A 23,617-nucleotide genomic window follows, 5' to 3' on the forward strand; every position below is an offset into this window, starting at 1 on the left:
ACAACCCGGCGTAGGATGAGGGGGTAAAAAGCCGCCCGTTTGCCGGCGGCAACATGAGGAGGCGTTACCGTGCCGTTTAAAGCCAAGGACAAGATCGTGTTTATCGGCGACAGCATCACTGACAAAGGAAGAAAAAAAGATCCCCTGAAGCTCGGGTCGGGCTATGTTCGCCTGATTCACGATTACTTGACGGCGGCGTACCCGAATCTTTCGCTGAAAATCATAAATGAAGGCGTTTCCGGCAACCGCGTGACCGACCTGGAAAAACGCTGGACACTCGATGTGCTCGATCACCGGCCGCAGTGGGTATCGGTTTCGATCGGCATCAACGACGTGTGGCGGCAATTGGACTCACCGGATGCGGAGCAGGTGTACCCCGACAAATTCGAAGCGGTATACCGTCACTTGCTGGAACAAACGAAGCAAATACCCGGCTGCCGCCCGATCCTCATGCAGCCTACGGTGATCAAGGAGTACCCGGATGCGACGGGAAATATACTGCTGCGCCCTTACGTGGACATCGTGAACCGGCTCGCCGGACAGTTCGACGCGATCCTGGTGCCCACGCATCAAGCGTTTATCGATTTTATTGCAAGTGAAACAGGCAAAGATTCGACTACCGACGGCGTACATATGAACCCGCTCGGGGACATGCTGATGGCCGTGACATGGCTGAAGGCCGTTATGGTGCCTTTTCCCGGAAACAAGTGATTCCGGGAGATTGTGGAATGGTCGGCCGGCTGCCGTCATGCGGTGCAACGCCGCGCGCTGGAAGCTGCGCGGCTTGGGTGGCGTTTGCTGGGGCAGCCAGGGGGGAGCTGATTTGGGGCGCGGTCATTCATGAAGCGGCTGGGTGTTGGCATTGGCACGGCATAGGCGTAGGCACAGCATCGGCATAGGCACAGGCAGCCCGAAAACCTGCAAAAGTGCAGGATTTTTCCATGAAAGTGGCTCGTTTTGGCGAAAAGCCTGCGATTATACAGGAATTTTCGCTTAAACGAGCCTGAGGTCCACGTGTTCGATGAAAAGCCTGCACATTTGCAGGAATTGTTTCATTGCCAGCCTATCAACGAGCAAAAACCTGCACTTTTGCAGGTTTTCTTTGTGTTGCTAGGCAGATGTGCCGCCGGTTCTAGCACGCCAGACCGAAAAGCTGCGTACCATCTTACGACGATGGGGGCGGCTTTTTATTTTGGGCGTGTCGATGAATCTTTTTTTGAAGGTAGCGATCACCTAAAAGCTGTAAAGCTAATTAGCGGGGGGTGTAAAACAAACGCGTTGAGCGCAAGGTATAATTTTTTTTGTGGAAATATGTTAGTTTATGGGTTAATATGGAACTCATATTAAATCTAATGTACTATTTTTATAGTTTTAAATACCTAAGAACCAAGTGGAATTGAAAAGGCAAACCTGTTCGAAAGACAGGGACGCAAAGCCACGGGCCTACTTCTACGGGGTACAAGTCGCTAGACTTCCCTCGGGGAAACGGCAGCCGGGCCGCCAAAGGCAGTTGGTTTTTTATTTTGGGAAAAGTAATTTTTTTACTATGGAGGCATAAAAATGAGAGCCCATTTGATTACATCACTGGCAGTTGTTGCACTACTGGGAAGTTCAATTCCGGATGTCAAAGCTGATTCAACCGCCGCTACGCCAGGCACGAAAACAACAAATGCCACCGGTACGGCTTCTACAGGCAGCTTCAGCGACACAAAAGGGCATTGGGCGGAGACGACCATCGCCGGCGCGGTACAAAAAGGATATGTCGACGGATACCAGGACCACTCCTTCAAACCGAATGCAAAAGTGACGCGCGCCGAGTTTATCAAACTGGTCGATACCGCGCTTCATATTCCAATCTCAGGGGTAACCGAAGGTAATGACTGGTACTTGCCTTACGTTAACGCGGCGACCAACGCGGGGATTTATAAGCGGAGCGATTTTACGAGCGGGGATTGGAACACGCCGATGACGCGTCAAGAAATGGCCAGAACGGCTGTTAGGGCCGCAACCGCCGACAAGAACATTGATGACACGAAGTGGATGTATCTAGCGACCAAAGCCGGTCTGATTACCGGTCTAGATGATAGGGGGACGCTCGGGGAAGACCAACCGACGACACGGGCTCAGGCGGTAACGACAATTGAACGCATTTTGACTGTTAAGGGAGGTCATTCGCTGGCCGTCGATGAAAAAGCCGTTGCCAGTGCGGAGCAATCCACGAATGCCCCCAAAGATCCTTGGGGACGCGCGATTCGCACAACAAATCTGCCGTCGAATAGCGGTGATTTCCCTTACATCCTACAGGATATTCCCAATGAAATGTACGAACATAAACATCCGTTTCAGACGGATTTGACCCGTTTTACTGCAAAGGAAATCATCCATGACTCCAGATATTACTCTAGGGATACAGTCGATCGATGGGTTAAACTCGTATCACAGTTTGGCAATCAGATACTGAATGTGGATTACGAGACAATAGACCAAAACTGGGTGGATGCTTTCGTACAAACCGTTAATATTCCGAAGCACGTCAGTGGTGATGCCCAAAAGTATGTCGAGTGGGTGAAGCAAAATCACATTCGAATTGAAGGCACTGTGACACCAGAACCTTCTATCGTTTTTTTCGGCGATAATAAGCATTGGGTACGAAGTATGTTTCGGTTTAGAGTAACCAGTTTTGATGAAAACAAAAATTTGTTTGTCGATATATGGGGGCCGAAAAATATTGAAAAAGACGTGTGGTATATTGGTTATACAGATGTGGCCATTGCGTCAGAAAATTTTGCTTCGCAACTTGCAGAAAAGAAAATAACATCTGATGCTGCATTCTTTGCTTATAAAACCTATCATGCAGAGTAGAAGGCAAATAACCTATGAAAAGAACTACAAAAAAATATATCAATTGTATTTCTTACGGCACTGTTACTAGTGCTTTTGCCATCTTTGTGGACGTATGCCTACCCAGTGTCAATTTATTTGGAGGAAAGTTCACATGATGTAACAATTGACATTACTTCAACTGCTGCCACAACCGGTATTCGGTACCGAATTGTCGGGTGGATGATTCATAGTGCTCCGGCATGTTCAAGTGGCAATTGCAAGCCGATGGATCTAACCGGTACTGTAGTTTATAACAATGCGGCGAATATAACTCAATTTCCGAATACGCCAATCCCTGGCGAACCGGTAAGAACTACCTTTAAATTTGACGGAGCTACGGTCGATCGGGATTTTTTTGACAGCTTTGACTCTGTCCTGCAGCCGGGGCAACCCATCTATTTCAGCGCAATCATGGAATCGTTCAATGCGTCCGACGGGAGCACAAGGCGTGGACCTTTTTATACACTTCAAGAAATTAAACGTGCGGAACCATGGGCCCACCCGGATGATCTTGATGATTATTATGATATACCTGCATCGTATACGCCTTATGAACCTTTAACCGTAGAAAGATATCTGGTTTCAGCAGACGGAACCACGAGAACGCTCATTGATATAGTGAAGACCGAAAATGTGTACCGTTATTTGGAAAGTGTGACTTACAACCTTCCTCCTGTTTATGATCACAATGGACAAACGGTCCCGATTTCAAAATCATATATTTACCCCACGATGGATCCGAGCGACATCAAGTTTCCGCAAGTGATAGGGGATGCTCACTTAACAAACCGAAATATAACGATGAATATCGGCGGTACCACCATTGTTGCCGAATACCGACCGGCGGCAGCCGGTCTAACGGTAAACGTTCCTGCAGGCTGCTTAAGTCCCGGTATGAACGCAACCAAACAATTGACGGCGACTTTAACAAAACCGGACGGGACGACTCAAAATGTTTCCAGCAGCCCGAACACGACATGGTCAAGCTCGAATCCGGCAGCAGCTTCCGTGAACTCAAGCGGATTGGTCACGGCAAGCTCGGCCGGCAGCGCTACGATCACAGCGCGCTATGTCGATCCAGCGGCAGGCATCAATCAAACGGGTACCGCATCGGTGACGGTATCCAGCAGCTGCGGGTCTCCACCCAGGTGCACCCGGCAAATCGGCCCCCCGGCCAAAGGAACGATCAATCAGGCCGCCGTCATGGACCCGGCGACAAGCGGCGTGCTTCTCGCGGATATGCGGGATGCGGAAAGATTCGATGTGTTAAAAGGAATCCCGACTTCGGAAAGCCTCTATGCGAACGTGTTGGGGCTGAATTATTTATTTCAAAATCAATTTGCGAATATGACCGGCGAGGTGTCGTATGCGGTTGAAGTGACCAAAACATACGTCTGGACGGAGGGCGGCGGGGAAGGGGTGCCACCGGCCCCTATGAAGGAAACCGTAAACCAAACTATGATCGTCAAACGGCCATATAGTTACTGGCAGATCGACAATTTAGAAGTCTACGGATTAGAGAAGTCCACGATCACGAATTATGCGCTCGGCGGCTATCCCGATGATACGGTTCAGTTGGACCCTCATGGTTATACGGCGCCAACGCTGCAATCCGGCAATAACGACGATGTGGCCACGCATGTGCATCTGGCTGCTTGTAATCCGGTTAACCTGGGAACAGGCGCCGGACCGCCGCCGGAGTTTCAATCAGCAGCTGAGAACGCCGTGGGCCGCAACCAGGTGAACAATGACCTGGTCGTGTTTAACGGCGTAACCGTTATGGAAAATTCCCGGCACGCCGATCAGGGACAGACGCCGGGAACGATTCCGCAGCCGACGCAAATCGGCCGGGATGTGCTGTTCGGCAATGGCTACGTCGTCAGCAATTCGTTCGTCAACCGGGCGGACCAGCCGACGACCGGCACGATCTATTACCCGCTGATCCCGGGGAATGTCAAAGGCGGATCGGATAAAACGTATCCGATCGACGGCATCAACCCGGTGACGGTGCACACACCGGTGGTCATGTATCCGTCTGTGACCGACGATCAGGCGCACAACGAAAAAGTCGTGCCCACCGCAGGGCGGGCGGCGGTCATTTTGGATCGGCCGTTCACGGTGTTCGTGCCGACGACCGGCCAGCATGACGCGTACCCCGGTTTCGGCGGGTACGGGGTCACGGGCGGTTACGGCGATTACGCCAAGTACACCGCCAACAAGCAAGTCCGCTTCGAGTTCGACGTCTGGAATGCGGACAAGTCGGCGTACATCACGGCCGGCACCTGGGTCGACATTCCGGTGAATCAGCCGGACATGACGTTCATCATGCCGACGTGGATCGACGAAGGCTTCTATACGGTTCATTTTCGGTCGATTGCGATCAATGCGCCTACTGACTTTACGACACAAACGAGCGCCAATTTCGATTGGCCGAATCATGTTGCGACGAACACGATCCCGGTGGAGGTGATCGGCAGGCTGTATGATTTTCATATCACGGATATCGGCGACTACGACTGGCAGTACGTGTTCCGCACGAGCGACGGCATCTCGCCGACAGGCGTTTCGTACTGGACCGGCACGAACGATATCGACGGAAACCCGCGGGGCAACAGCTATCCGTATGTGCTGCCGATTCACCCGGGAAGCCACCCGTTTCCAGGCTATGACCATACCGTGTCGATCAAGACCGGGTATCATTTTAAATTCGACTTGAAGACGAAAGGGAACATGTTCGGACGCCGGGATGGAATTCGGATCACGCCATCGTTTTATTTTGTGAATAAGGATGGCACGGGGCGCATCCCGGTGGATTTGTACTACCACGCCTACTCGGAGAAACCGGTGAGGTATTTTGTAAAAATCGGCTCCGCGGACGACAAGCAGCAGCGGCATGTGCTGCTGAACGACACGATGCGCAATGTGCCGGGCGAGGAGCTCGCCGATACGGCTGCGTATGTGGCGGACAACTATGGGGTGAGCGATTTTTTGTACCGGGCTAAGCGCAAGTCGTGGGTCGGCAACGCCTACGCATGGTTCACATCGCCATGGCTGACGCGGACGATGATCGGACCGAAAACCGGCGTGCCGAGCACGGTCGATCCACAGCGGGCGCTGGCTTCGATCCAGCACTGGTATGGCGAGTACAGCTTGCCGGCGGCTCCTTATGTGGTAGCAGCGGGCACGAACATCGCGGGCTGGACGATCATTCGCCGATCTTTTTGAAGGATGGCTACATCATCGTGAATTTCAACTTGGAGAGCATCAAGAGTGCCGATTATGTGAATCCCTTTTTGCGCTATTACCGGCTGTCCGGGGAGAGCGTCCCGCTGGACAACCAATGGCAGATGGAAGGATTCAGCAATACGACGACGGATAAATACGGCAACACGTTCACGCTGATGGATGGCGATGTGGCGTTCTATCACGGGGATTTGTCCAGTTATGACGATTTTGGCGCGAGGGTAACGCATTAAAAGAGCTTCGGTCCACTAACGAAAGGGGAACTTAGGTGCAAATACGTGTAGACACATCGACGCTGCGAGCCACGGCGAGCGAGCTTTATGCGACGATCGGGACACTGGAGCGCATCCAAAGCCAGCTTCGCGGCGCGATGAACGGACTCGCAATGTCCAGCCGCCAGCGGTACGATGTGGACAGCGGCTACCAATCGATTGACCGGATGCTGCAGGACCTGCGCTGCGAACTGCGGCAAATCCAGGACTTCGCCACGAAAAAAGCGAATCAATTCGATGAGGCGGACGGGAAAGGCAAAGCGATAACTGCCGGCGGTATTCTTTCTTTTGTGAAGAATGTCGTCAGCAAAGGGCTGGACTTTCTATCTCCGATTAACAATACCGCGAAGGTGATGTTGGCATTATTTGATCATGTTTATGCAGATATAAGTCAAGCGAATTTGAAGGAACTGGGATTGACAGCACTTGAAGCCTACGCGACAATGGTGAATACGAAAGCCAAGCTGATGGATTATGTAGAAGGAGAAATTGAGGAGTTTTTCCAATCTACAGTGGCGGGCTCATTTCTTCAGGGTGCAGGCAATGCGGCATTAAGCAATGCGACAATGGGAATAATAGAGAACGAAGCCATCACCGAGCATCCGAAAGCCTATTTGGCGGGGAAGATCGTCGGAGATATCGCTTCTATGGTAGGAGCTGCTGGGGAAGCAACGATAGGCGGAGTGGGTGAGGTCATCGGAACCGCTCTGGACGGCACTTTAGTTGGCGTCGTACCGGGCGTGGCCTTAAATATTGCCGGTGCGGTTGTCATCGGCCATGCCAGCTCCATGGCTTTTCAGGGTGCGAAAAATCTGGGCAAAGATAGCAGTGATTTGGTGCAGAGCTTTAAGAGCGATTCTTCCGGGGGGACGGGACAAGGTAATAAACCTAACCTCTATGATAAGGATGGGAATTATACTGGAGGAAGAACTCAAGCAAAGTTAGACGAATTGGCACACGATCCGGCTCATGCAGGTTCCACAAGGCAGATTGATATTGATAAAGGAAACCATGAGGCAAGGGTCGGGTTAGAACTAGAGCAGGCAAGAAAACTAGACGGGCCTATAACTAGAGATCCATCTGGAAAGGCGGAATTTATAGATGCCAAAGGGCAAGCGTGGGATGTTAAGTCATTTAATTCAAATTATCCGCCCAAAAAGGGAGGTTATAAACTTTCAAGCGCCATGAGGTCAGTTAATAACTCTCTAAGTGAAGGTGAAAATGTAATACTTGATGTCTCAAATTTAAGTATGGAGAACAAAGCAGAGCTTTTGCGAGAAATTTCAAATCAAGGTTTAATGGATAAAATAGTTGTATGGCCTTAGGAGGTGGTAGTAAATGGATCTATTTACAAAGTTAAAGAAATATACTGAATTTTCAATGGGGCTATCCAAAGAAGTGTGCGAACTTATTTATCAAGATACTTCTTTTGATGGAATAGTATTTACGGGATATGATTTGAACAATAGCAGTTTTTTAGAAGTAGTATTTAATAATTGCGACTTTTCAAAAGTATATTTAAGCGGAGCATCGCTATGCGGCAGCACCTTTAATAGCTGCAAATTTTCGGAAAATGTATTTAGGAAAGGTAAGGCTGATTATTCGAGTTTTAATTCAACAGTTCTCAATAACTTAGATTCATTTAGAACTACTTATTATGAATCTCAATTTTACGACGTGAAAGTTTCCCATTCCAAACTTGAGCTAACTTATATGGATGACTCAACATTTTCAGAAGTAGAATTTGAAAACACAGAGTTTCTATCATCAACATTTAATAATTCAACTTTTAAGAATGTAAAATTTACCAATTGTCACTTTGCGAATACGAAATTCCAAAATATCATTGGCTTTGGTGAAGCACATTTTATAAATTCAAGTATTACAATAAATGGAGAGCTGAAAATTGGCTTATCAAGCCACGAGATGAAGACTTTATTAGAATCTAACATTTCTCACTAACTGCTGTACTTTTTGCAACTCCTACAACCGGATGCACAGAACAACCCAAAAAACAAATATTTGAACTTTCAAAGGCTTATTCCAACTTGAATCATGAGTTAGGAGTAGGCCTTTTTTGCATACCCCCGCACTAAAGGCGAAGGATGTAATAATTGGAAGGTGAAGTGCGCCGCCCTATATTTTTGATGAATTCGCCCTATAATCGGCTTCGGACTTTCTTGTAAACTGATCAAGAACTCGATGCCGCCGGTCGCAAGCAGCGCGCAGAAGCCGGGCACGGGTCGTTAGCGGATCGTCAAAGGGGAGAAAAGCATGCGGTTGGAGCGCAAGGTGGCCGTCGTTACCGGCGGGGCTTCGGGGATCGGAGAGGCTGTCGCCAGAAGGTTCGCCGAAGAGGGAGCGAGTGTGGTTATCAATGATATCGCCGAAGATGGGGAACGGGTCGCCCAAGAGATCGTCCAGGCGGGCGGGAGGTGCATGTTCGCCCACGCCGACATACGCGCCGAGTCCAGTGTGATGGATTTGATGGAGGCGGCCGAAGGGCGTTTTGGCGCTCTGCATATTCTCGTAAATAACGCGGGAGTCAGCGGCAGCGCGAACGTCGTGACTTCCGGCGAGGCGGAGTGGGATCATGTGATGAATTTGAATTTGAAAAGCGCATGGTACTGCTGCAAGCACGCGATCCCGATCATGCTGAAGCATGGGGGAGGCAGCATCGTCAATATCGGCTCGACCCATGTGTCGCGCACGCAGAAAAATCATTTTCCGTATCACGCTTCCAAAGCGGGCATGCTGGCTATGGCCCAGGGGATTTGCGTCGATTTCGGCGGGCAGGGCATTCGTGCGAATACGGTCAGTCCGGGGTATATCGAGACACCGATGGCCGAGAACTACATGAGAACTTATCCGAACCGGGAGCAAAAGCGCAGCGCGATGCTGGCGGCTCACCCGCTGGGGCGATTCGGGAAACCGGCGGATGTCGCGAATGCGGCGCTGTTTCTCGCTTCCGATGAGGCCGCATTTATTGCCGGGGCGAATCTCGTCGTGGACGGGGGCCGGTCCGTTTTGCAAGTTTTTGATTAACGAAGGGGGAGAGAGATTGATGTTTGAAGTTGAACCGACGGCCGGAGACAGCGGATGGTTTACGCACGACCGCTTCGGCATGTTCATTCATTGGGGGCTGTATTCGCTGGCGGCGAGGCATGAATGGCTGCAGTCCAGAGAGCAATCGAGCGGGGAAAAGTACCGGAGCAAATATATGAACAAATTCGATCCCGACCTGTTCGATCCGGAATTGTGGGCGCAGCTCGCCGCCGGCGCAGGCATGAAGTATGCGGTGGCGACGGCCAAGCACCATGAAGGATTTTGCCTGTGGGACAGTAAGCTGACCGATTACAAGGCGCCGAACGCGCCGGCCGGTCGCGATTTGATCAGGCCGATGGCCGAGGCGTTCCGCAGCCGGGGCTTGAAAATGGGTTTTTATTATTCGCTGCTCGACTGGCATCATCCGCATTATACCGTCGACACGAAGCATCCGCTGCGGTTCGACCCGGAGGCTGCCGGCTCCGAAGAAAGCGGGGCGAAGGACTTTTCCATGTACCGGGAATATTTGTACGGACAAACGAAAGAGCTGCTGACGGAATACGGCAAGGTGGATCTGCTGTTTTATGACTTTTCGTTCCCGGCGGAAAAAGGGCTGCCCGGCAAAGGGAAGGACGATTGGGGCAGCGAGGAGCTGATCAGGCTTGTCCGTTCGCTGCAGCCGGACATTTTGCTGAACGACCGGCTGCAGGTCGGCGGCGATATTACGACTCCGGAGCAATATTTGCCGACCCGTTGGGTGAATATCGACGGCAAGCGCGTCGTCTGGGAGACGCCGCATACGTTCAGCGGTTCGTGGGGGTATTACCGCGATGAGGAATCGTGGAAAAGCGTCGATATGCTGGTCAAAATGCTGATCGATATCGTGAGCAAGGGCGGCAACCTGCTGCTGAACGTCGGCCCGACCGGGCGCGGCGAGTTTGACGAGCGCACGATAGACCGCCTGAAAGGGATCGGCGAATGGATGAAGCGCCACAGCCGTTCCATCTACGGCTGCACGCAAGCGCCGGACGATATCGGGTGTCCGCAGGACTGCCGGTTGACCTATAATCCGGCAAGGAACCGGCTGTACGTTCACGTATACAGCTGGCCTTTTAAAAGCATTCACCTGTACGGCATGGCAGGCCGGGTGGAGTATGCGCAGCTGCTTAATGACGCATCGGAAATCCGGTTCAAGGAAGGCTTCGTGGCAAGCGGCATCGAGAACGGGGCGTATAAAGAGGGCAGAGACGAAGGTACGCTGGTGCTGTCGCTGCCTGTCAGAAAGCCGGATGTGCCGGTGCCGGTTATCGAGCTGTTTTTAAAGGAAGGGGGCGGCCCGAGATGAAAGCCGTAACGTTGGGCTGCGACCGCAATCCCGCGCCGCGGGTGGAATACGGCATTTTGCAGCTGAAACAGGCGCTGCAGGATTGCGGCTTCGTGGTGCGGACGGAAGAAGGACAGTGGACGCCGGATAATTACCGATCGGTACAGGGAGCGCAGGGAACACAGGGCACACAGGGAACACAGGGAACGAAAATTTACATCGGGAACCGGCTGGAGTCCGAATTGCTGCAGCAATTGGAGCGGAGCGAAGTTTTGCTGTACCATACGGAAGCCCCGGAGGGAGAAGGATTTTATTTGGCCTCCTGCCCGGGGGGGCTGCTGGCGGTTTCCGGAGGAAGCGACTCCGGCGCGCTGTATGGCTGTCTGGAGCTCGCGATGCGCATCCGCGCCCTCGGCAAGCTGCCGGGCGATATCGCTTACGGCGATGCGCCGCGCTTTAAACTGCGAGGGCCGGCAATCGGCCTGCAAAAAACGACCGTCGAGCCGCCGCGCCAGACGTATGAGTATCCGCTGACCCCGGCTCGGTTTCCGTGGTTTTACGACCGGGAGTTGTGGCGCGATTTTCTCGATATGATGGTCGGGCAGCGGTGCAATGTCGTTTATTTGTGGTCCGGCCATCCGTTCTCATCCCTGGTAAAGCTGGAGGATTACCCGGAAGCACTGGAGGTATCGGAAGAGGAATTCGCGCTGAACGCGGAGACGTTCCGCTGGCTCGCGGAAGAAGCGGACCGCCGGGGCATATGGGTCGTGCTGAAATTTTACAACATCCACATCCCGCTGCCGTTCGCCGAAAAGCACGGCTTGAAGCTGCACCAGCCGAAGCCGCTGCCGATTACAAGCGATTACTACCGCAAGTCGATTGCCGCTTTTGTCCGCTCGTTTCCGAATGTGGGGATGATGATTTGTCTCGGTGAGGCGCTGCAGGGGCAAATTTACGGTGTCGAGTGGTTTACCGAAACGATTTTGGCCGGATTGCTGGAAGGGCTGCGGCATTCCGGGGCGAAGGAGAAGCCGCCGATTATTTTGCGTTCCCATGCCATCGAGCTGCAAAAAGTGATTGAAGCCGCGCTGCCGCTGTATCCGAATCTGTACACGGAAGCCAAATATAACGGCGAATCGCTGACCACGTACACGCCGCGAGGCAAATGGCAGGCTATCCACAACCGGCTCGGCTCGCTGCAGACGATTCATATTGTAAATGTGCATATTTTGGCCAATTTGGAGCCTTTCCGCTACGGCGCGCCGTCGTTTATTCAAAAATGCATGCAGGCGGCCCGCTATCGCCTGAAGGCGAACGGGCTTCATTTGTATCCTTTGTTTTTTTGGGATTGGCCGTACGCCCCGGACAAGGCGGAGCCAAGACTCAGGCAGTTGGACCGCGACTGGATCTGGTTTGCGGCCTGGTTTCGCTATGCCTGGAACCCGGACCGCGATCCGGAAGCCGAGCGGCATTATTGGGCGGAAGCGCTGGCCGCGCGGTTCGGGAGCAGGGAGGCGGGCGAAGCGGTTTTGGACGCCTGCGAAGCCGCAGGGGAATGCGCGCCCAAATTGCTGCGCAGATTCGGCATTACCGAAGGCAACCGTCAAACGATGAGCCTCGGCATGACGATGAGCCAACTGACGAATCCGGAGCGGCACATGCCGTGGCCGGATTTGTGGGAATCCCAGTCGCCGCAGGGCGAGCGGCTGGAGGAATATGTCGTCCGCGAGCTGAGCGGCGGGACGCATACCGGCGAGACGCCGGCGGATGCGATCGCCGACGCGGAGCGGCACGCCCGCGATGCGGCGGCGGCGATCGAGCGGGCGCAGGCTCACGTCGCCCAGGGCCACGGCGAGTTCGAGCGCCTGACGGGCGACGTGCAGGCGATCCGCCATATGGTGCAGGCGTACGCGCATAAGGTCCGGGCGGCGATCCTCATTTTAACGTATAAGCATACGGTAAAAGGGGCGTATTTCGACCGGCTGGACTTGCTGGAAGAGGCCGCCGTTCATTTGGAGCGCAGTCTGGACAGCTACCGCGAGCTGACGGCTCTCACGGAGCAAACGTATTTGTACGCCAACAGCATGCAGACGCCGCAGCGGAAAGTGCCTGTCCGGGGCGGGCTCGAATTCCGGCACTGGACGGATTGCCTGCCTGTCTACGAAACGGAGCTGAACCGCTTCCGGTTTCATTTGGACGAATTAAAGTCCGGCATTTTGCCCGAAGCGCTCAAGCACCGGGAGGAGCCGATCGCCGCCTACCGCGAAGCCCCGTTCACGCTGCATTCCGGGAACGCGGAGACGTACCGCGTGGAGAAGGAGGCGCAGGTGTTCACGGACGGCGATATTCACATTGTCGGCTGCGCGGAGGAATTGCAAGGGCTGACAGGGATACGGTTCAGCCAAATGGAAGCGGGCCGGGGCGGCACGGCGATCGAGCTTGAACTGCATCAGCCTGCGAACGTGCTGATCGGCTATTTCAACTCCAAGGATGAGCAGTGGCTGCAAGTTCCGAGTCTGGAGGAGAACACGCATGCGGACGACCGGGGCGGGTATGCTCCGGTACTGCGCAAAGGGCTGCGCCTGTACGCATACCCTTCGGTAAATATTCACGCCTTCAGGTACGAAGCCGGGCGGCATACGCTCGATTTTGGCAGGGGAGCTTACTTGATTGCGGGCGTTATCCCCGCCGGACAGGCGCTCCGGCCGCGCGATGTCGAACATAAAAACGACGGCATTGACACCTTGGATTGGCTGTACGAGTAAAAGTGGAGGGAACCGTATGTCGATGAACAAATTGGCGCTGTGGTATGCGCAGCCGGCCAGGTCGTGGTTCGAAGCGCTGCCTGTCGGCAATGGCCGGTTCGGCGGTATGGCGTACGGAGGCGTGGACCGGGAACGCATTCAATTGAACGAGGATACGCTCTGGTCGGGGGAACCCCGGGAAACGGTCAATCCTGATGCGGCGGGCCATCTGGAGCGGGTGCGCGGGCTGATTTTTGCGGGAAAATACGCGGAAGCGGAGGCGGTTATCGAGCGCCATATGGAAGGGCCCGAGATCGAATCGTACATGCCGCTCGGGGATTTGGAGCTTATTTTCGATCAAGAAACCGCCCCCTCGGACTATGCGTATACGGACTATCGCAGGGAACTGGACCTCACGGAAGGCATCGTGCGTGTGCAGTACCGCATGCACGAAGCCGAATATGTCCGCGAACTGTTCGTATCGGCCGTCGATCAGGTGATGGCGATACGTTTGCACAGCGGGCGCAAAACCGGGTTTACCGCCGTGCTGCACAGCCCGCTGCAGTTCCAGGTTTGCAAAGCGTCGTGGAACCGGGTGACGCTGTCCGGGAGCTGCCCTGTACATGTTGAACCCAATACGGTCAAAACGTCCGATCCGGTGCAGTATGCCGAAGGGAGAGGCATAGGCTTCGAGCTTCACCTGCTCGCGCTTGCCGACCAGGGCAGGGTGGAAGCGAGCGGCGGGCGGATTCGCGTCAGCGGGACGGGCACGGTCACTTTGCTGCTGGCCGCAGCGACCGGCTACAGCGGCTTCGACCGGGACCCGGCCGCAGCGGGCACAAATCCGGGCGGGCTGTGCGACGCGCGGCTGGCCCGGGCCGCTGCGCTCGGGTACGACCGCTTGAAGGAGCGGCATATGCGCGATTACCGCGCGTTTTTCGGCAGAGTATCGCTCGAACTGGCCGGCGGCGATAAGGCGGGAATGCCGACGGATACGCGCATTCGGGCGGTCCGGGAGGGCGGGGACGATCCAGGCCTTGCCGCCCTGTTTTTCCAGTACGGCCGCTACCTGCTCTTGTCCAGCTCTCGTCTGGGCACGCAGCCGGCGAACTTGCAGGGCATTTGGAGCGACAGCGTCCGCCCGCCCTGGTGCGGCAGTTGGACGACCAATATCAATGTAGAAATGAACTATTGGCCGGCGGAAACGGCCAATGCGGCGGAATGCCATCAGCCGCTGTTCGAGCTGATCGAGGACCTGCGGGTCACCGGCCGAAAGGCGGCAAGCGTTCATTACCGCTGCCGGGGTTGGACGGCTCACCACAACATCGATCTTTGGCGGACTGCGACGCCTGTGGGCGGATCGCCGAGCTGGGCCTTTTGGCCCTTGGCCGGGGCGTGGCTGTGCCAGCATTTGTGGGAGCATTACGCGTTCAGCCAGGACGAAGGCTTTCTCAGGCAAGCTTACCCCGCGATGAAGGAAGCGGCGCTGTTTGCCCTGGACTGGCTCGTCGAAGCGCAGGACGGCAGTCTGGTCACTTGCCCTTCCACGTCGCCGGAAAATTTTTTCATAACACCGGATGGGCAAAAAAGCAGCGTGACCAAGGGAGCGACCCTGGATATCGCGCTGATCCGGGATTTGTTCGCCCATTGTCTGGAAGCCGGCCGCAAACTGGATACCGATGCCGCCTTTGTAGGGCAATTGGAGCAGGCGCTGCTGCGGCTGCCTCCTTTTCGCATTGGGAAATACGGCCAGCTTATGGAGTGGGACGAAGACTTTGCAGAGTTCGAGCCCGGGCATCGCCACATGGCGCATTTGGCGGCGCTGCATCCGCTGGGCCTCATCACGCTGCATGGCGAGCCGGAGCTTGCCGCCGCCTGCACGAAAACGCTTGAGCGGCGTCTTGAGCACGGCGGGGCGCATACGGGCTGGAGCTGCGCTTGGATGGTCAATCTATGGGCGCGATTGGAAAATCCGCAGGAAGCCGGCCGTTTTTTGAACGAACTGCTCGCCGGGCTGCATCCGAATCTGATGAATGCCCACAGGCACCCGAAGGTGAAGCAGGACATTTTTCAGATTGACGGCAATCTGGGCGGCGTGGCCGGCATGGCCGAAATGCTGCTGCAAAGCCACGGCGGTGAAATCCGCCTGCTCCCGGCTTTGCCGCCGGCGTGGAGCAGCGGCAGCGTGAAAGGGCTCAGGGCGCGCGGAGCGTTCGAAATCGCCATCGAATGGGCAGGGGGCCGGCTTGTGCACGCCCGCATCCGATCGATGGCCGGCAAGCAGTGCCGGCTGCGGACGGCGGAGCGGGTGCAGATACGGGGCGTGCAGGACGGGCGCCGTATCCGGACGGAGAGCTGCGGACCGGGCGTCGTCGCGTTCGGCACAGAGGCCGGGCAAATTTACGAAATCGTGCCGGGAGGCGATGAAGCGTGACGTATACCGCTCAAATCAAAGAATTTATTTTCGGGGAGGACCGGCCGTTCCCGAGCTGCCACGCCTCGACGCTGGAGCTGCTCCCCGGCGGGGAAGTGATCGCCGCCTGGTTCGGCGGAACGAAGGAGCAAGCCGGAGACGTGGCGATCTGGACGGCGCGCAGAGGGAAGGATGGCGGCTGGACGCCCCCCGTAAAAACGGCCGATCAAGACGGTCTGCCCCACTGGAATCCCGTCCTTTTTCGAAGAGCCGACGGCTTGCTGTTTCTTTTTTACAAAGCTGGAGCCGCTATCGAGAATTGGGAAACGCGGGTCATGCGTTCGGCGGACGGCGGCAGGACGTGGACCCCGCCGGTTCCTTTGGTCGAAGGGGATCAAGGAGGCCGGGGCCCGGTCAAAAATAAACCGGTCGCGCTTCACGACGGCACGATTGCCGCTCCGGCGTCGCTCGAACCCGCGTGGGAGGCGTTCGTCGACCTTTCCGCCGACGGCGGCGAGACGTGGACCCGAAGTGCGCCGGTCCCTTTGGACCGCAGCGGATTTTGCGGCATCGGCACCGGCGAGGGCGAGTCCGCGGGCGCGGACAGCAGCGAGGCCCGGGGGGAGAAGCGGGGCCGGGGCATCATTCAGCCCGCTATATGGGAATCCGCGCCGGGCATCGTGCACATGCTCGCCCGCAGCACCGAAGGGGCGATATTCCGCAGCGATTCGGCGGATGGCGGAAGAACATGGTGCCAAGCTTACCCGACTACGCTGCCCAACAATAACAGCGGGATCGACCTGGCGAAGCTCGATGACGGCACGCTGGCGCTTGCATACAATCCGACGCGCCCGGAAAAAGGCAAGCTGAAAGGCCCCAGAACGCCGCTCGTGATTCGCCTGTCGCGGGATAACGGCTTGACCTGGGACGACGAGCTGCTGCTGGACGAAGGGGAAAAGCAGTATTCCTACCCGGCCGTCATCGCAAGCGGGCGCGATTTGTACGTGACTTATACGTGGAAAAGGGAGCGCATCGCCTTCCAAAAAATTTCGCTCGGAGATTGAGCAGGATTGCCCTATATATTAGGGAAAAAAAGCCACTATTCGCGCATCGCAGTGTTATATAATGGTATGGGATCATTTAACTTCTCAACAAGTAGTTGGAAAGGGGCGGATTCATTGCTGACTGGCAACCAATTGGACGAACAATTGCAAGCGGGCAAAAAAACGCTTCGAACGCGTCCGGGCGCACTGCTGCTCGGCCCTACCGGAGCGAGGCTGTGGGCGGATTATTTGGATCCCGTTCCCGGATTTGCCGGGAGATTCGATTTTATACACAAGGTTAATATCCCGATGCTGTTTCAAATAGACAACAATTTGACGGAAAGCTTCGAGCCGTGCCGGACCGAATGGTATCCGAGCCATCTGCTCATGGAATATGCGGACAACCGGCTTGCGCTGGTCGAGCGCAAATTTATCGCCTGGAACGACTGCGCCGTTTCCTGCCAGACGTGGACCAACCGGAGCCGTGAAGAGCTTGTGCTGCGCCTGAAAACGTACGGTGACGCGTTCGCAGGAGGGCGCAGCGGAAATACTTTGCAGGGGCTTTTTCGCATCGAGCACTACAGTTTCGATATCGCTGGAGCCATTGCCGTCAGCGATCCCGCAATGCTAACGGAAGTGCGCTTGAAGCCGGGGGAGTCGAAAGCATTCGTCATCGCTGCGGCGCTCGGCATAGCGGGCAAGGACGGCATGGACATGCTGGAAGCCCGGGCGTCGGCCTATGCGGAGTATGGACCCGATGGGGACGGGGTGATCGACAAGCAGCGAGCGGAATACGGGCAATGGTTCGAAAAAACGCCTTCGTTCAGAAGCAGCGACCCGGTGCTCGACAAAACGTGGACGTACCGCTGGTTCCTGCTCCGGCACAATTTGGCCGATCCGCAGTACGGGCATTTGACGTATCCGTTGTTTTATGAAGGAAGATCGCACAAAAAAAGCAAGACGCCCTTCGGCAAAGGGGGCTGGGAGTTCAGCAAGCTTATCAATTTGTCCGTGCCGCTTCATCTGATGGACGCCAGGTGGCACCATGATCCGGCATACGGCGAAGGGCCGCTGCGCAATATGGCCGCCTCGCCGGGAGAGGGAGGGCTGTTCTGCTGCCTGACGGTAGATACCGTGATGCACGCCTTCGCCAACTTTTCCTGCTGGGCCGCTTACCAGTTGTATCTGGTGCACCGCAACCGCGATGCGATCGTCGAATTGCTGCCTGCGTTCAAAACGCAAATCGCCGAATGTAATCGCATTCATGGGAGCGGGAACGATCATTTGATGATCGAATACAAGCATACGCGGACAGGCAAAGAGTATCAGCCGAGCTACTGGTATTTCCATCAATTCCCTAGAAACCCGAAGGATAAGGCAACCTACACCCATCTGAAGAGGGTGGATCGCACCGTCTACCATTATTTAAACACGCTGGCGGTAGCCTGCATGTGCGAGCTTGCCGGGGATCCGGAAGCGGAAGCTTTTGCCCGGATGGCCGAGGACATCAAGCAGGACATTCTTGAAAAGATGTGGGATGAGGAGACGCGGTTTTTTTACGATCTCCACTATGAGACCGACGAGAAGGCGCTCGTCAAAAATATTGTCGGCTTTTACCCCGGTTGGGCGCAAATCATCGACGATAGCTATAACGGCATGGCGGAGCATTTGTTGGGCGATAGCGAATTCCGCACGAAGTGCCCGTTTCCGTCGGTTGCAGCCGACTGCCCGGCCTATTCGCCGGATGGGGGCTGGATGGGCCATTTTGTCAAGGGGCGCAACGGCTGCGTATGGGACGGCCCGACCTGGCCTTACACGAACTCGATTGCGCTCGACGCGCTCGCCAAGGAGAGCAAACGGCGGAATCATCAATTTGACAAAGCATTCGGCTATTATTTGCGCGAATATTCGTTCCTTCATTTTATGAAAAGAGATCTCAGCCAGCCCGGTCTTGTCGAGCATTACAACAGCGCTACGGGCGAACCGCTGAGCGACGAACAGGAATACAACCACTCGTTCTATATCGATTTGCTGATTTCGCATGTGGCGGGCTTAACCGTCGAAGAGGATCGCATCGTGCTTGATCCGCTGGATACGGGCCTGGATTATTTTTGCCTGGATTCCGTGAAAGCGGCGGGCAGGGAGCTGCGGATTACATACCGGAAACCGGATGCGCCGGCGGGCCCCCCGGATTCTCCGGATCTTATGTATCTTGAAGAAGGCTATTGCCTGTACGTAAACGGCAAGCTCGTGTTTGCGAGCGAAACGTTATGCCGGAAAGAGCTGCTCTGGAAGGAGCTGTCATAGATTGCAAACGTGTGCAAACAGAAAGAAGAAGGGTGGGGCTGTGTGTCATGAGTCGTTATAACGGAATTGTCGCGCAATCGGGAACAGACCCGGCGCTGGAGGAAGCATACCTTCCTACCCCGCAGCCGAGCGACAACCATGCGTCCAATTTGCTGGAGGTGGATAGCGGCGACCTGCTGTGCGTCTGGTTCTCCGGCAGCGGAGAGGGGAATCCCGATACGGATATCGTCATGTCGAGGCTGCCGGCCGGTTCCAGGCAGTGGACGGCTCCGGTCAAGCTGTCCGCAGACCGCGAACGGTCCGAGCAAAATCCGGTCCTGTTCCAGGCTCCTGACGGCAAGCTCTGGCTGTTCCATACGTCGAACGAACCGCACAACCAGAGAACGTCCAGAATCGTGTACAGGACTTCCGCAGACCGCGGGCTTACATGGAGCGAAGCCGGGGTCATACCCGCCGGGCCCGGCATCTTTTTGCGGCATCCGCCCCTGGTCCTGCACAACGGCGATTGGCTGCTTCCAGCCTACTACTGCCGGCTTGAAGGGCATTACAGCGTCGTCCTGATCAGCTCTGACGAGGGGGCGACGTGGCAAGAGCACGAAGTGCCGGGCAGCCTGCACCGCGTGCAGATGACCGCCGTGCAATTCGACGACGGCACGCTGTTTGCGATGTTCCGCAGCCGGCAGGCGGACCGGATGTACACGAGCGTTTCCGAAGGCAGCGGAAAGACATGGTCGGTTCCGGCCAAGAGCACCCTGCCGAACAACAATTCTTCGACGCAGCTCGTCAAGCTGCATAACGGCCATCTGGCTTTGATCTACAACAATTCCACGCTGGAGCGCGATCAGTTCAGGTGGGTGCAAAGAAAAGGGGAATTCCGCAAAAAACCGCTGCGCACGCCGCTTACCATTTCGATTTCGGAGGACCGGGGCGAGACTTGGCCGTATTTCAGAAACGTGCAGATGGCGGATCTTGAATATAAAGAAACCGAAATCGGTTATTCGTACCCTTCCATTATCGTGACGCGCGACGGCAAAATTCATCTCGCATTTTCGTATTTGCGCCAAGGCATCAAATATGTTTGTTTGACGGAGCAGTGGATCAAGGAAGGACAGTAGCATGTTGTTCAGCCGGAGCGGGGGATGCGCGTATGGCGGGTTCCCGCGTTCCGCGATCGATGGTTCAGCGGATAACAAATACCTGTATTAGAGGGTGATGGTTATGAATGGGAGAATCCAGCATTTAAGCGGCGATCTGTTTTTCGAGAAAGGCATGAACATCTTTTTGAACCGTGAATTGGAATCGTTTACAACGCTGCAGCACAGCCATGATTTCGTTGAAATCAGTTTTGTGGGAGAAGGCTGCGGGTATCACTACGTGGAAGATCAGGTCATACCCGTGAAGCAAGGGGATTTGTTCGTCATTCCGATCGGCACATCGCATGTATTCAGACCGTCTTCGCCGAAGCAGGACAAAATGCTCGTCATTTACAATTGCATTTTCCGCCTTGAGCTGCTGGATTCGTGGAAGCATTTGCTGCAGAGAGATTCCATGACCTACCATACCATACACGATTACGAAAAATGCCAGGAACGGTGGCTGCATTTTCAGGATAAGCACGACACTTTCTCGACGATTATGCAGAACATGTACAGGGAATATTTGAAAAAAAGCACCGGGTTCGAGACCGTTCTCACCGCCATGCTGATCCAGATGATGGTGCTGATGCAGCGTTTTGAGATGATCAATGAAATGGAAACGGTTTCGTTTAAAATGTTCGATGAAGTCGTTCATTTCATCAAATCCCGGTACACGCACAATTTGACGGTGCAGGATGTGGCCGATTACTTTTTTTTAAGCGCCAGCCATTTTCAACGATTGTTTAAAAAATCGACCGGATTGTCGTTCACGCAATATTTGCAAAACGTGCGCATTCAAAAATGCTGCGAGCTGCTAAAATCCACTGATATACCGATTTATCAGATCGCCAATCAGGTCGGGTATCAGGATATGAAGTTTTTTCACGCCCTTTTCCGCAAAAAAACCGGGGTGACGCCGAGGCAGTACAGGCAAAACTTCCAGGAGCTCGACGAAACGGACATTTCCTGCTAGGCGTCCGACGGGCGGGTGGGGCTGCTGCTTTTTTCAGTAGATAAGAAAGTATATGTTTTATACTTTTGCTTCGCATCTACTTTGATAAACGCGCTCGTCCCAGAAGGACGACGGTGTCGTTTATCCTTGACATATAAGAATTTATATGTTCTCGGGTTTTGGCAAGCGTAGATTCAATGAACACCGCGGCCCGGCGTAATGAAAGAGGTATCGCGCACTTTTCTAACGCCATCAGGACGTTTTTTGAAAGACATGTCCTTTTGACATCCAAAGATTGTAGTGCTGGTGTTGTGCAATGGCTCTTTCCTAATAAGCGCCTCTCCCGGCGCGGGTTGCAGTGCTGTACGGCGGGTGGTCATGCGGTGGCTTGGTAGGGAGAAAACCTGCAAAAGTGCAGGTATTTCCTGCGAAATTGGCTTGTTTTGGCGAAAAACCTGCAAAAGTGCAGGAATTTTTGCTGAAAGTGAGTCTGTGTCCATGTGTTCGGTGAAAAGCCTGCACTTTTGCAGGAATTGTTCATGGCCAATGATAAAGGACACAAATTCATGTGTTTTTGCAGGTTTTCTTCGTGCAGGTAGGCAGGCTGTGGCAAGGATTTTCGATAATGGCAAAAAGCCTGCACAAATCAGGCTGTTGAGAAAGTCTAACGGGTTTCCTCTCAGATCAATTTTTATGTGGGGGCACTCATCTCGAAGAGAAAAAATTGATATAAAACGATCTGAGAGGGGTATTTGGCTCATGCTTTTGGTGCTTTTTTTGAGCAGCCGGGAAAAAAGGGGGTTTCTCAACAGCCTGACAAATGCAGGAATGTATCGTCTTCAGCGTATGAACGAAAGAAAACCTGCACTTTGCAGGCTTTCTTTCTCCGCGTAGCCAGACAGCAAGGCGTTCAGGCCATCCGGCTCTGCGCGAGTTCCACTGCCTGACTTTCGCAGATTTTACGTGCTCAACAAGTTTTTTGAAAGTCTCTTTTTTGCAGGTTATCTGCGAATGGCTAGTGATATTGGTCATTCATGGGTTTTTCATGCTATGCCGGCATCCTCAAAAGACCTCGATGGAGGTTTATCTCAGGGACAGATTATTGGGGTACGGGGCTGACCATCGCGATGGAGCAGCTCTTTTTGCGGTATCGGAAAATAAGGATCGAGGAGGGAGTCCGTCTATGTCTACATGGTGCCCGGATCTCTATTTGGAGCGCCTCTACGAAAGCGCCGGCAAGGAGGCGGCGCATGGAACATGGAGCGAGCGAAAAGCCGGCGTGCGGGCGAAGCTGCTGGCGGCGATCGGCGAAATGCCTGCGGCTCCTGCGCCGGCGGCGGCAGCCCCGGTGGTTATCGAACGGCAGGAGATGGAGGATTGCATCCTGGAACGCGTCGTCTACGCGACCGATCTCCATCTCCAAATGCCGGCCTACGTCCTGCTGCCCAAGCGGCTGGAGGGCAAAGCGCCGGCGGTGCTCGCCTGGCACGGGCACGGATACGGCAGCCGGGAGATCGTCGGCCTGCGGCCGGACGGGGCCGCCGATCGCGGCGAACCGGGCATTCACGGGCATTATGCCGTGAAGCTGGCGCAGCGGGGCATGGTCGTGATTGCCCCGGAAATAATCGGCTTCGGCGACCGGAGGCTGTCGGCCGATATGGGCAAGGACCCGCGGAAAAGCAGCTCCTGCTTTTCCCTCGCCTCGCGGCTGCTGATGTACGGCCGCACGCTGGCCGGCTTGCGCATCTGCGAAGCGATGCGCTCGCTCGATTATTTGGCGTCGCGGGAGGAGGTCGACCCCGCCCGGATCGGCACGGTCGGGTTCTCGGGCGGCGGTCTGATCGCCTCGTTCTCCGCCGCTCTGGACGAGCGCATCAAGGCCGCCGTCGTCTGCGCTTTTACGAGCACGTTCAGGGGCAGCCTGCTGGCGATGAATCATTGCATCGACAATTATTTGCCGTCGATTAGGCCTTTTGCCGATCTGCCGGAATTGATCGGATTGATGGCGCCGAGGGCGCTTTTTGTCGAGTCGGGCGTGGAAGATCCGCTGTTTCCGGCCGATTCGGTCAAGGAGGCCGCCGCCAGGCTGGCGGACATTTATGCGGAAGAAGGGCGCGGGGACCGGTTCGAGGCCGATTTATTTCCCGGGAAACACGAAGTGTCCGGACGCAAGTCGTTCGACTGGCTGGCCCGGCAATTGAAAGCAGGATTCCCCCTATAACTCGGCAATCATCACCTATAATGCGTGCAAATAC

17 protein-coding genes and 1 riboswitch are annotated in these 23,617 nt (G+C 54.9%); of the genes, 16 read left to right on the forward strand and 1 reads right to left on the reverse strand.

The features are described from left to right. Positions 1–69: 69 nt before the first annotated feature. The 15 genes from AC6RNO_RS10765 (at position 70) to AC6RNO_RS10835 (ending at position 21,383) form a co-directional block, all read left to right on the forward strand. Positions 70–711: a GDSL-type esterase/lipase family protein gene (locus tag AC6RNO_RS10765; RefSeq protein ID WP_497105438.1), complete on the forward strand. Its 642-nt coding sequence runs from the start codon at positions 70–72 to the stop codon at positions 709–711. 303 nt (positions 712–1,014) lie between these two features. Continuing rightward, a complete protein-coding gene (locus AC6RNO_RS10770; protein ID WP_497105439.1) occupies positions 1,015–1,347 on the forward strand; it encodes a hypothetical protein in 333 nt (110 codons plus the stop codon). A gap of 46 nt (positions 1,348–1,393) precedes the next feature. After that, positions 1,394–1,505, forward strand: a riboswitch (cyclic di-GMP riboswitch). 55 nt (positions 1,506–1,560) lie between these two features. Beyond that, entirely contained in the window at positions 1,561–2,862 is a 1,302-nt protein-coding gene (locus tag AC6RNO_RS10775; RefSeq protein ID WP_497105440.1) for an S-layer homology domain-containing protein, read from the forward strand. Positions 2,863–3,108: 246 nt separating this feature from the next. Then, positions 3,109–6,108: a DUF5704 domain-containing protein gene (locus tag AC6RNO_RS10780; protein WP_497105441.1), complete on the forward strand. Its 3,000-nt coding sequence runs from the start codon at positions 3,109–3,111 to the stop codon at positions 6,106–6,108. 17 nt (positions 6,109–6,125) lie between these two features. Continuing rightward, on the forward strand, positions 6,126–6,359 hold the full coding sequence (locus tag AC6RNO_RS10785; protein ID WP_497105442.1) for a hypothetical protein: 234 nt from the start codon (positions 6,126–6,128) through the stop codon (positions 6,357–6,359). Positions 6,360–6,394: 35 nt separating this feature from the next. Further along, positions 6,395–7,723, forward strand: coding sequence for a hypothetical protein (locus tag AC6RNO_RS10790; protein ID WP_497105443.1), 1,329 nt, complete (start codon positions 6,395–6,397; stop codon positions 7,721–7,723). Between the two features lie 13 nt (positions 7,724–7,736). Beyond that, positions 7,737–8,360, forward strand: a complete 624-nt coding sequence (locus tag AC6RNO_RS10795; RefSeq protein ID WP_488438546.1) for a pentapeptide repeat-containing protein — start codon at positions 7,737–7,739, stop codon at positions 8,358–8,360. A 312-nt stretch (positions 8,361–8,672) separates the two neighbouring features. Continuing rightward, positions 8,673–9,443 (forward strand): glucose 1-dehydrogenase, encoded by a 771-nt coding sequence (locus AC6RNO_RS10800; protein WP_497105444.1) that lies wholly within the window; start codon positions 8,673–8,675, stop codon positions 9,441–9,443. Positions 9,444–9,462: 19 nt separating this feature from the next. Further along, complete coding sequence (locus AC6RNO_RS10805; protein WP_497105445.1) at positions 9,463–10,788, forward strand: alpha-L-fucosidase; 1,326 nt, start codon at positions 9,463–9,465, stop codon at positions 10,786–10,788. Next, the gene (locus AC6RNO_RS10810; protein ID WP_497105446.1) at positions 10,785–13,532 is read left to right on the forward strand and encodes a hypothetical protein; all 2,748 of its coding nucleotides are present in this window, start codon (positions 10,785–10,787) and stop codon (positions 13,530–13,532) included. The genes AC6RNO_RS10805 and AC6RNO_RS10810 overlap by 4 nt, the downstream gene beginning before the upstream one ends. Before the next feature lie 16 nt (positions 13,533–13,548). Beyond that, positions 13,549–15,945 (forward strand): glycosyl hydrolase family 95 catalytic domain-containing protein, encoded by a 2,397-nt coding sequence (locus AC6RNO_RS10815; protein ID WP_497105447.1) that lies wholly within the window; start codon positions 13,549–13,551, stop codon positions 15,943–15,945. After that, a complete protein-coding gene (locus AC6RNO_RS10820; protein WP_497105448.1) occupies positions 15,942–16,988 on the forward strand; it encodes an exo-alpha-sialidase in 1,047 nt (348 codons plus the stop codon). The genes AC6RNO_RS10815 and AC6RNO_RS10820 overlap by 4 nt, the downstream gene beginning before the upstream one ends. A 114-nt stretch (positions 16,989–17,102) precedes the next feature. Further along, a complete protein-coding gene (locus AC6RNO_RS10825) occupies positions 17,103–19,274 on the forward strand; it encodes an MGH1-like glycoside hydrolase domain-containing protein (protein ID WP_497105449.1) in 2,172 nt (723 codons plus the stop codon). Positions 19,275–19,321: 47 nt separating this feature from the next. Beyond that, positions 19,322–20,389, forward strand: coding sequence for an exo-alpha-sialidase (locus AC6RNO_RS10830; RefSeq protein WP_497105450.1), 1,068 nt, complete (start codon positions 19,322–19,324; stop codon positions 20,387–20,389). Between the two features lie 103 nt (positions 20,390–20,492). Next, complete coding sequence (locus AC6RNO_RS10835; protein WP_474680179.1) at positions 20,493–21,383, forward strand: helix-turn-helix domain-containing protein; 891 nt, start codon at positions 20,493–20,495, stop codon at positions 21,381–21,383. A gap of 173 nt (positions 21,384–21,556) precedes the next feature. On the opposite strand, the gene AC6RNO_RS10840 is transcribed toward AC6RNO_RS10835, so the two are convergent. Then, positions 21,557–22,123, reverse strand: coding sequence for a hypothetical protein (locus AC6RNO_RS10840; protein ID WP_497105451.1), 567 nt, complete (start codon positions 22,121–22,123; stop codon positions 21,557–21,559). A 422-nt stretch (positions 22,124–22,545) separates the two neighbouring features. Here AC6RNO_RS10840 and AC6RNO_RS10845 point away from each other — a divergent pair, with 422 nt between their 5' ends. Continuing rightward, entirely contained in the window at positions 22,546–23,583 is a 1,038-nt protein-coding gene (locus AC6RNO_RS10845) for an acetylxylan esterase (RefSeq protein ID WP_497105452.1), read from the forward strand. The last annotated feature ends 34 nt before the right edge of the window (positions 23,584–23,617 follow it).

The organism is Paenibacillus sp. sgz302190 (assembly GCF_059820445.1).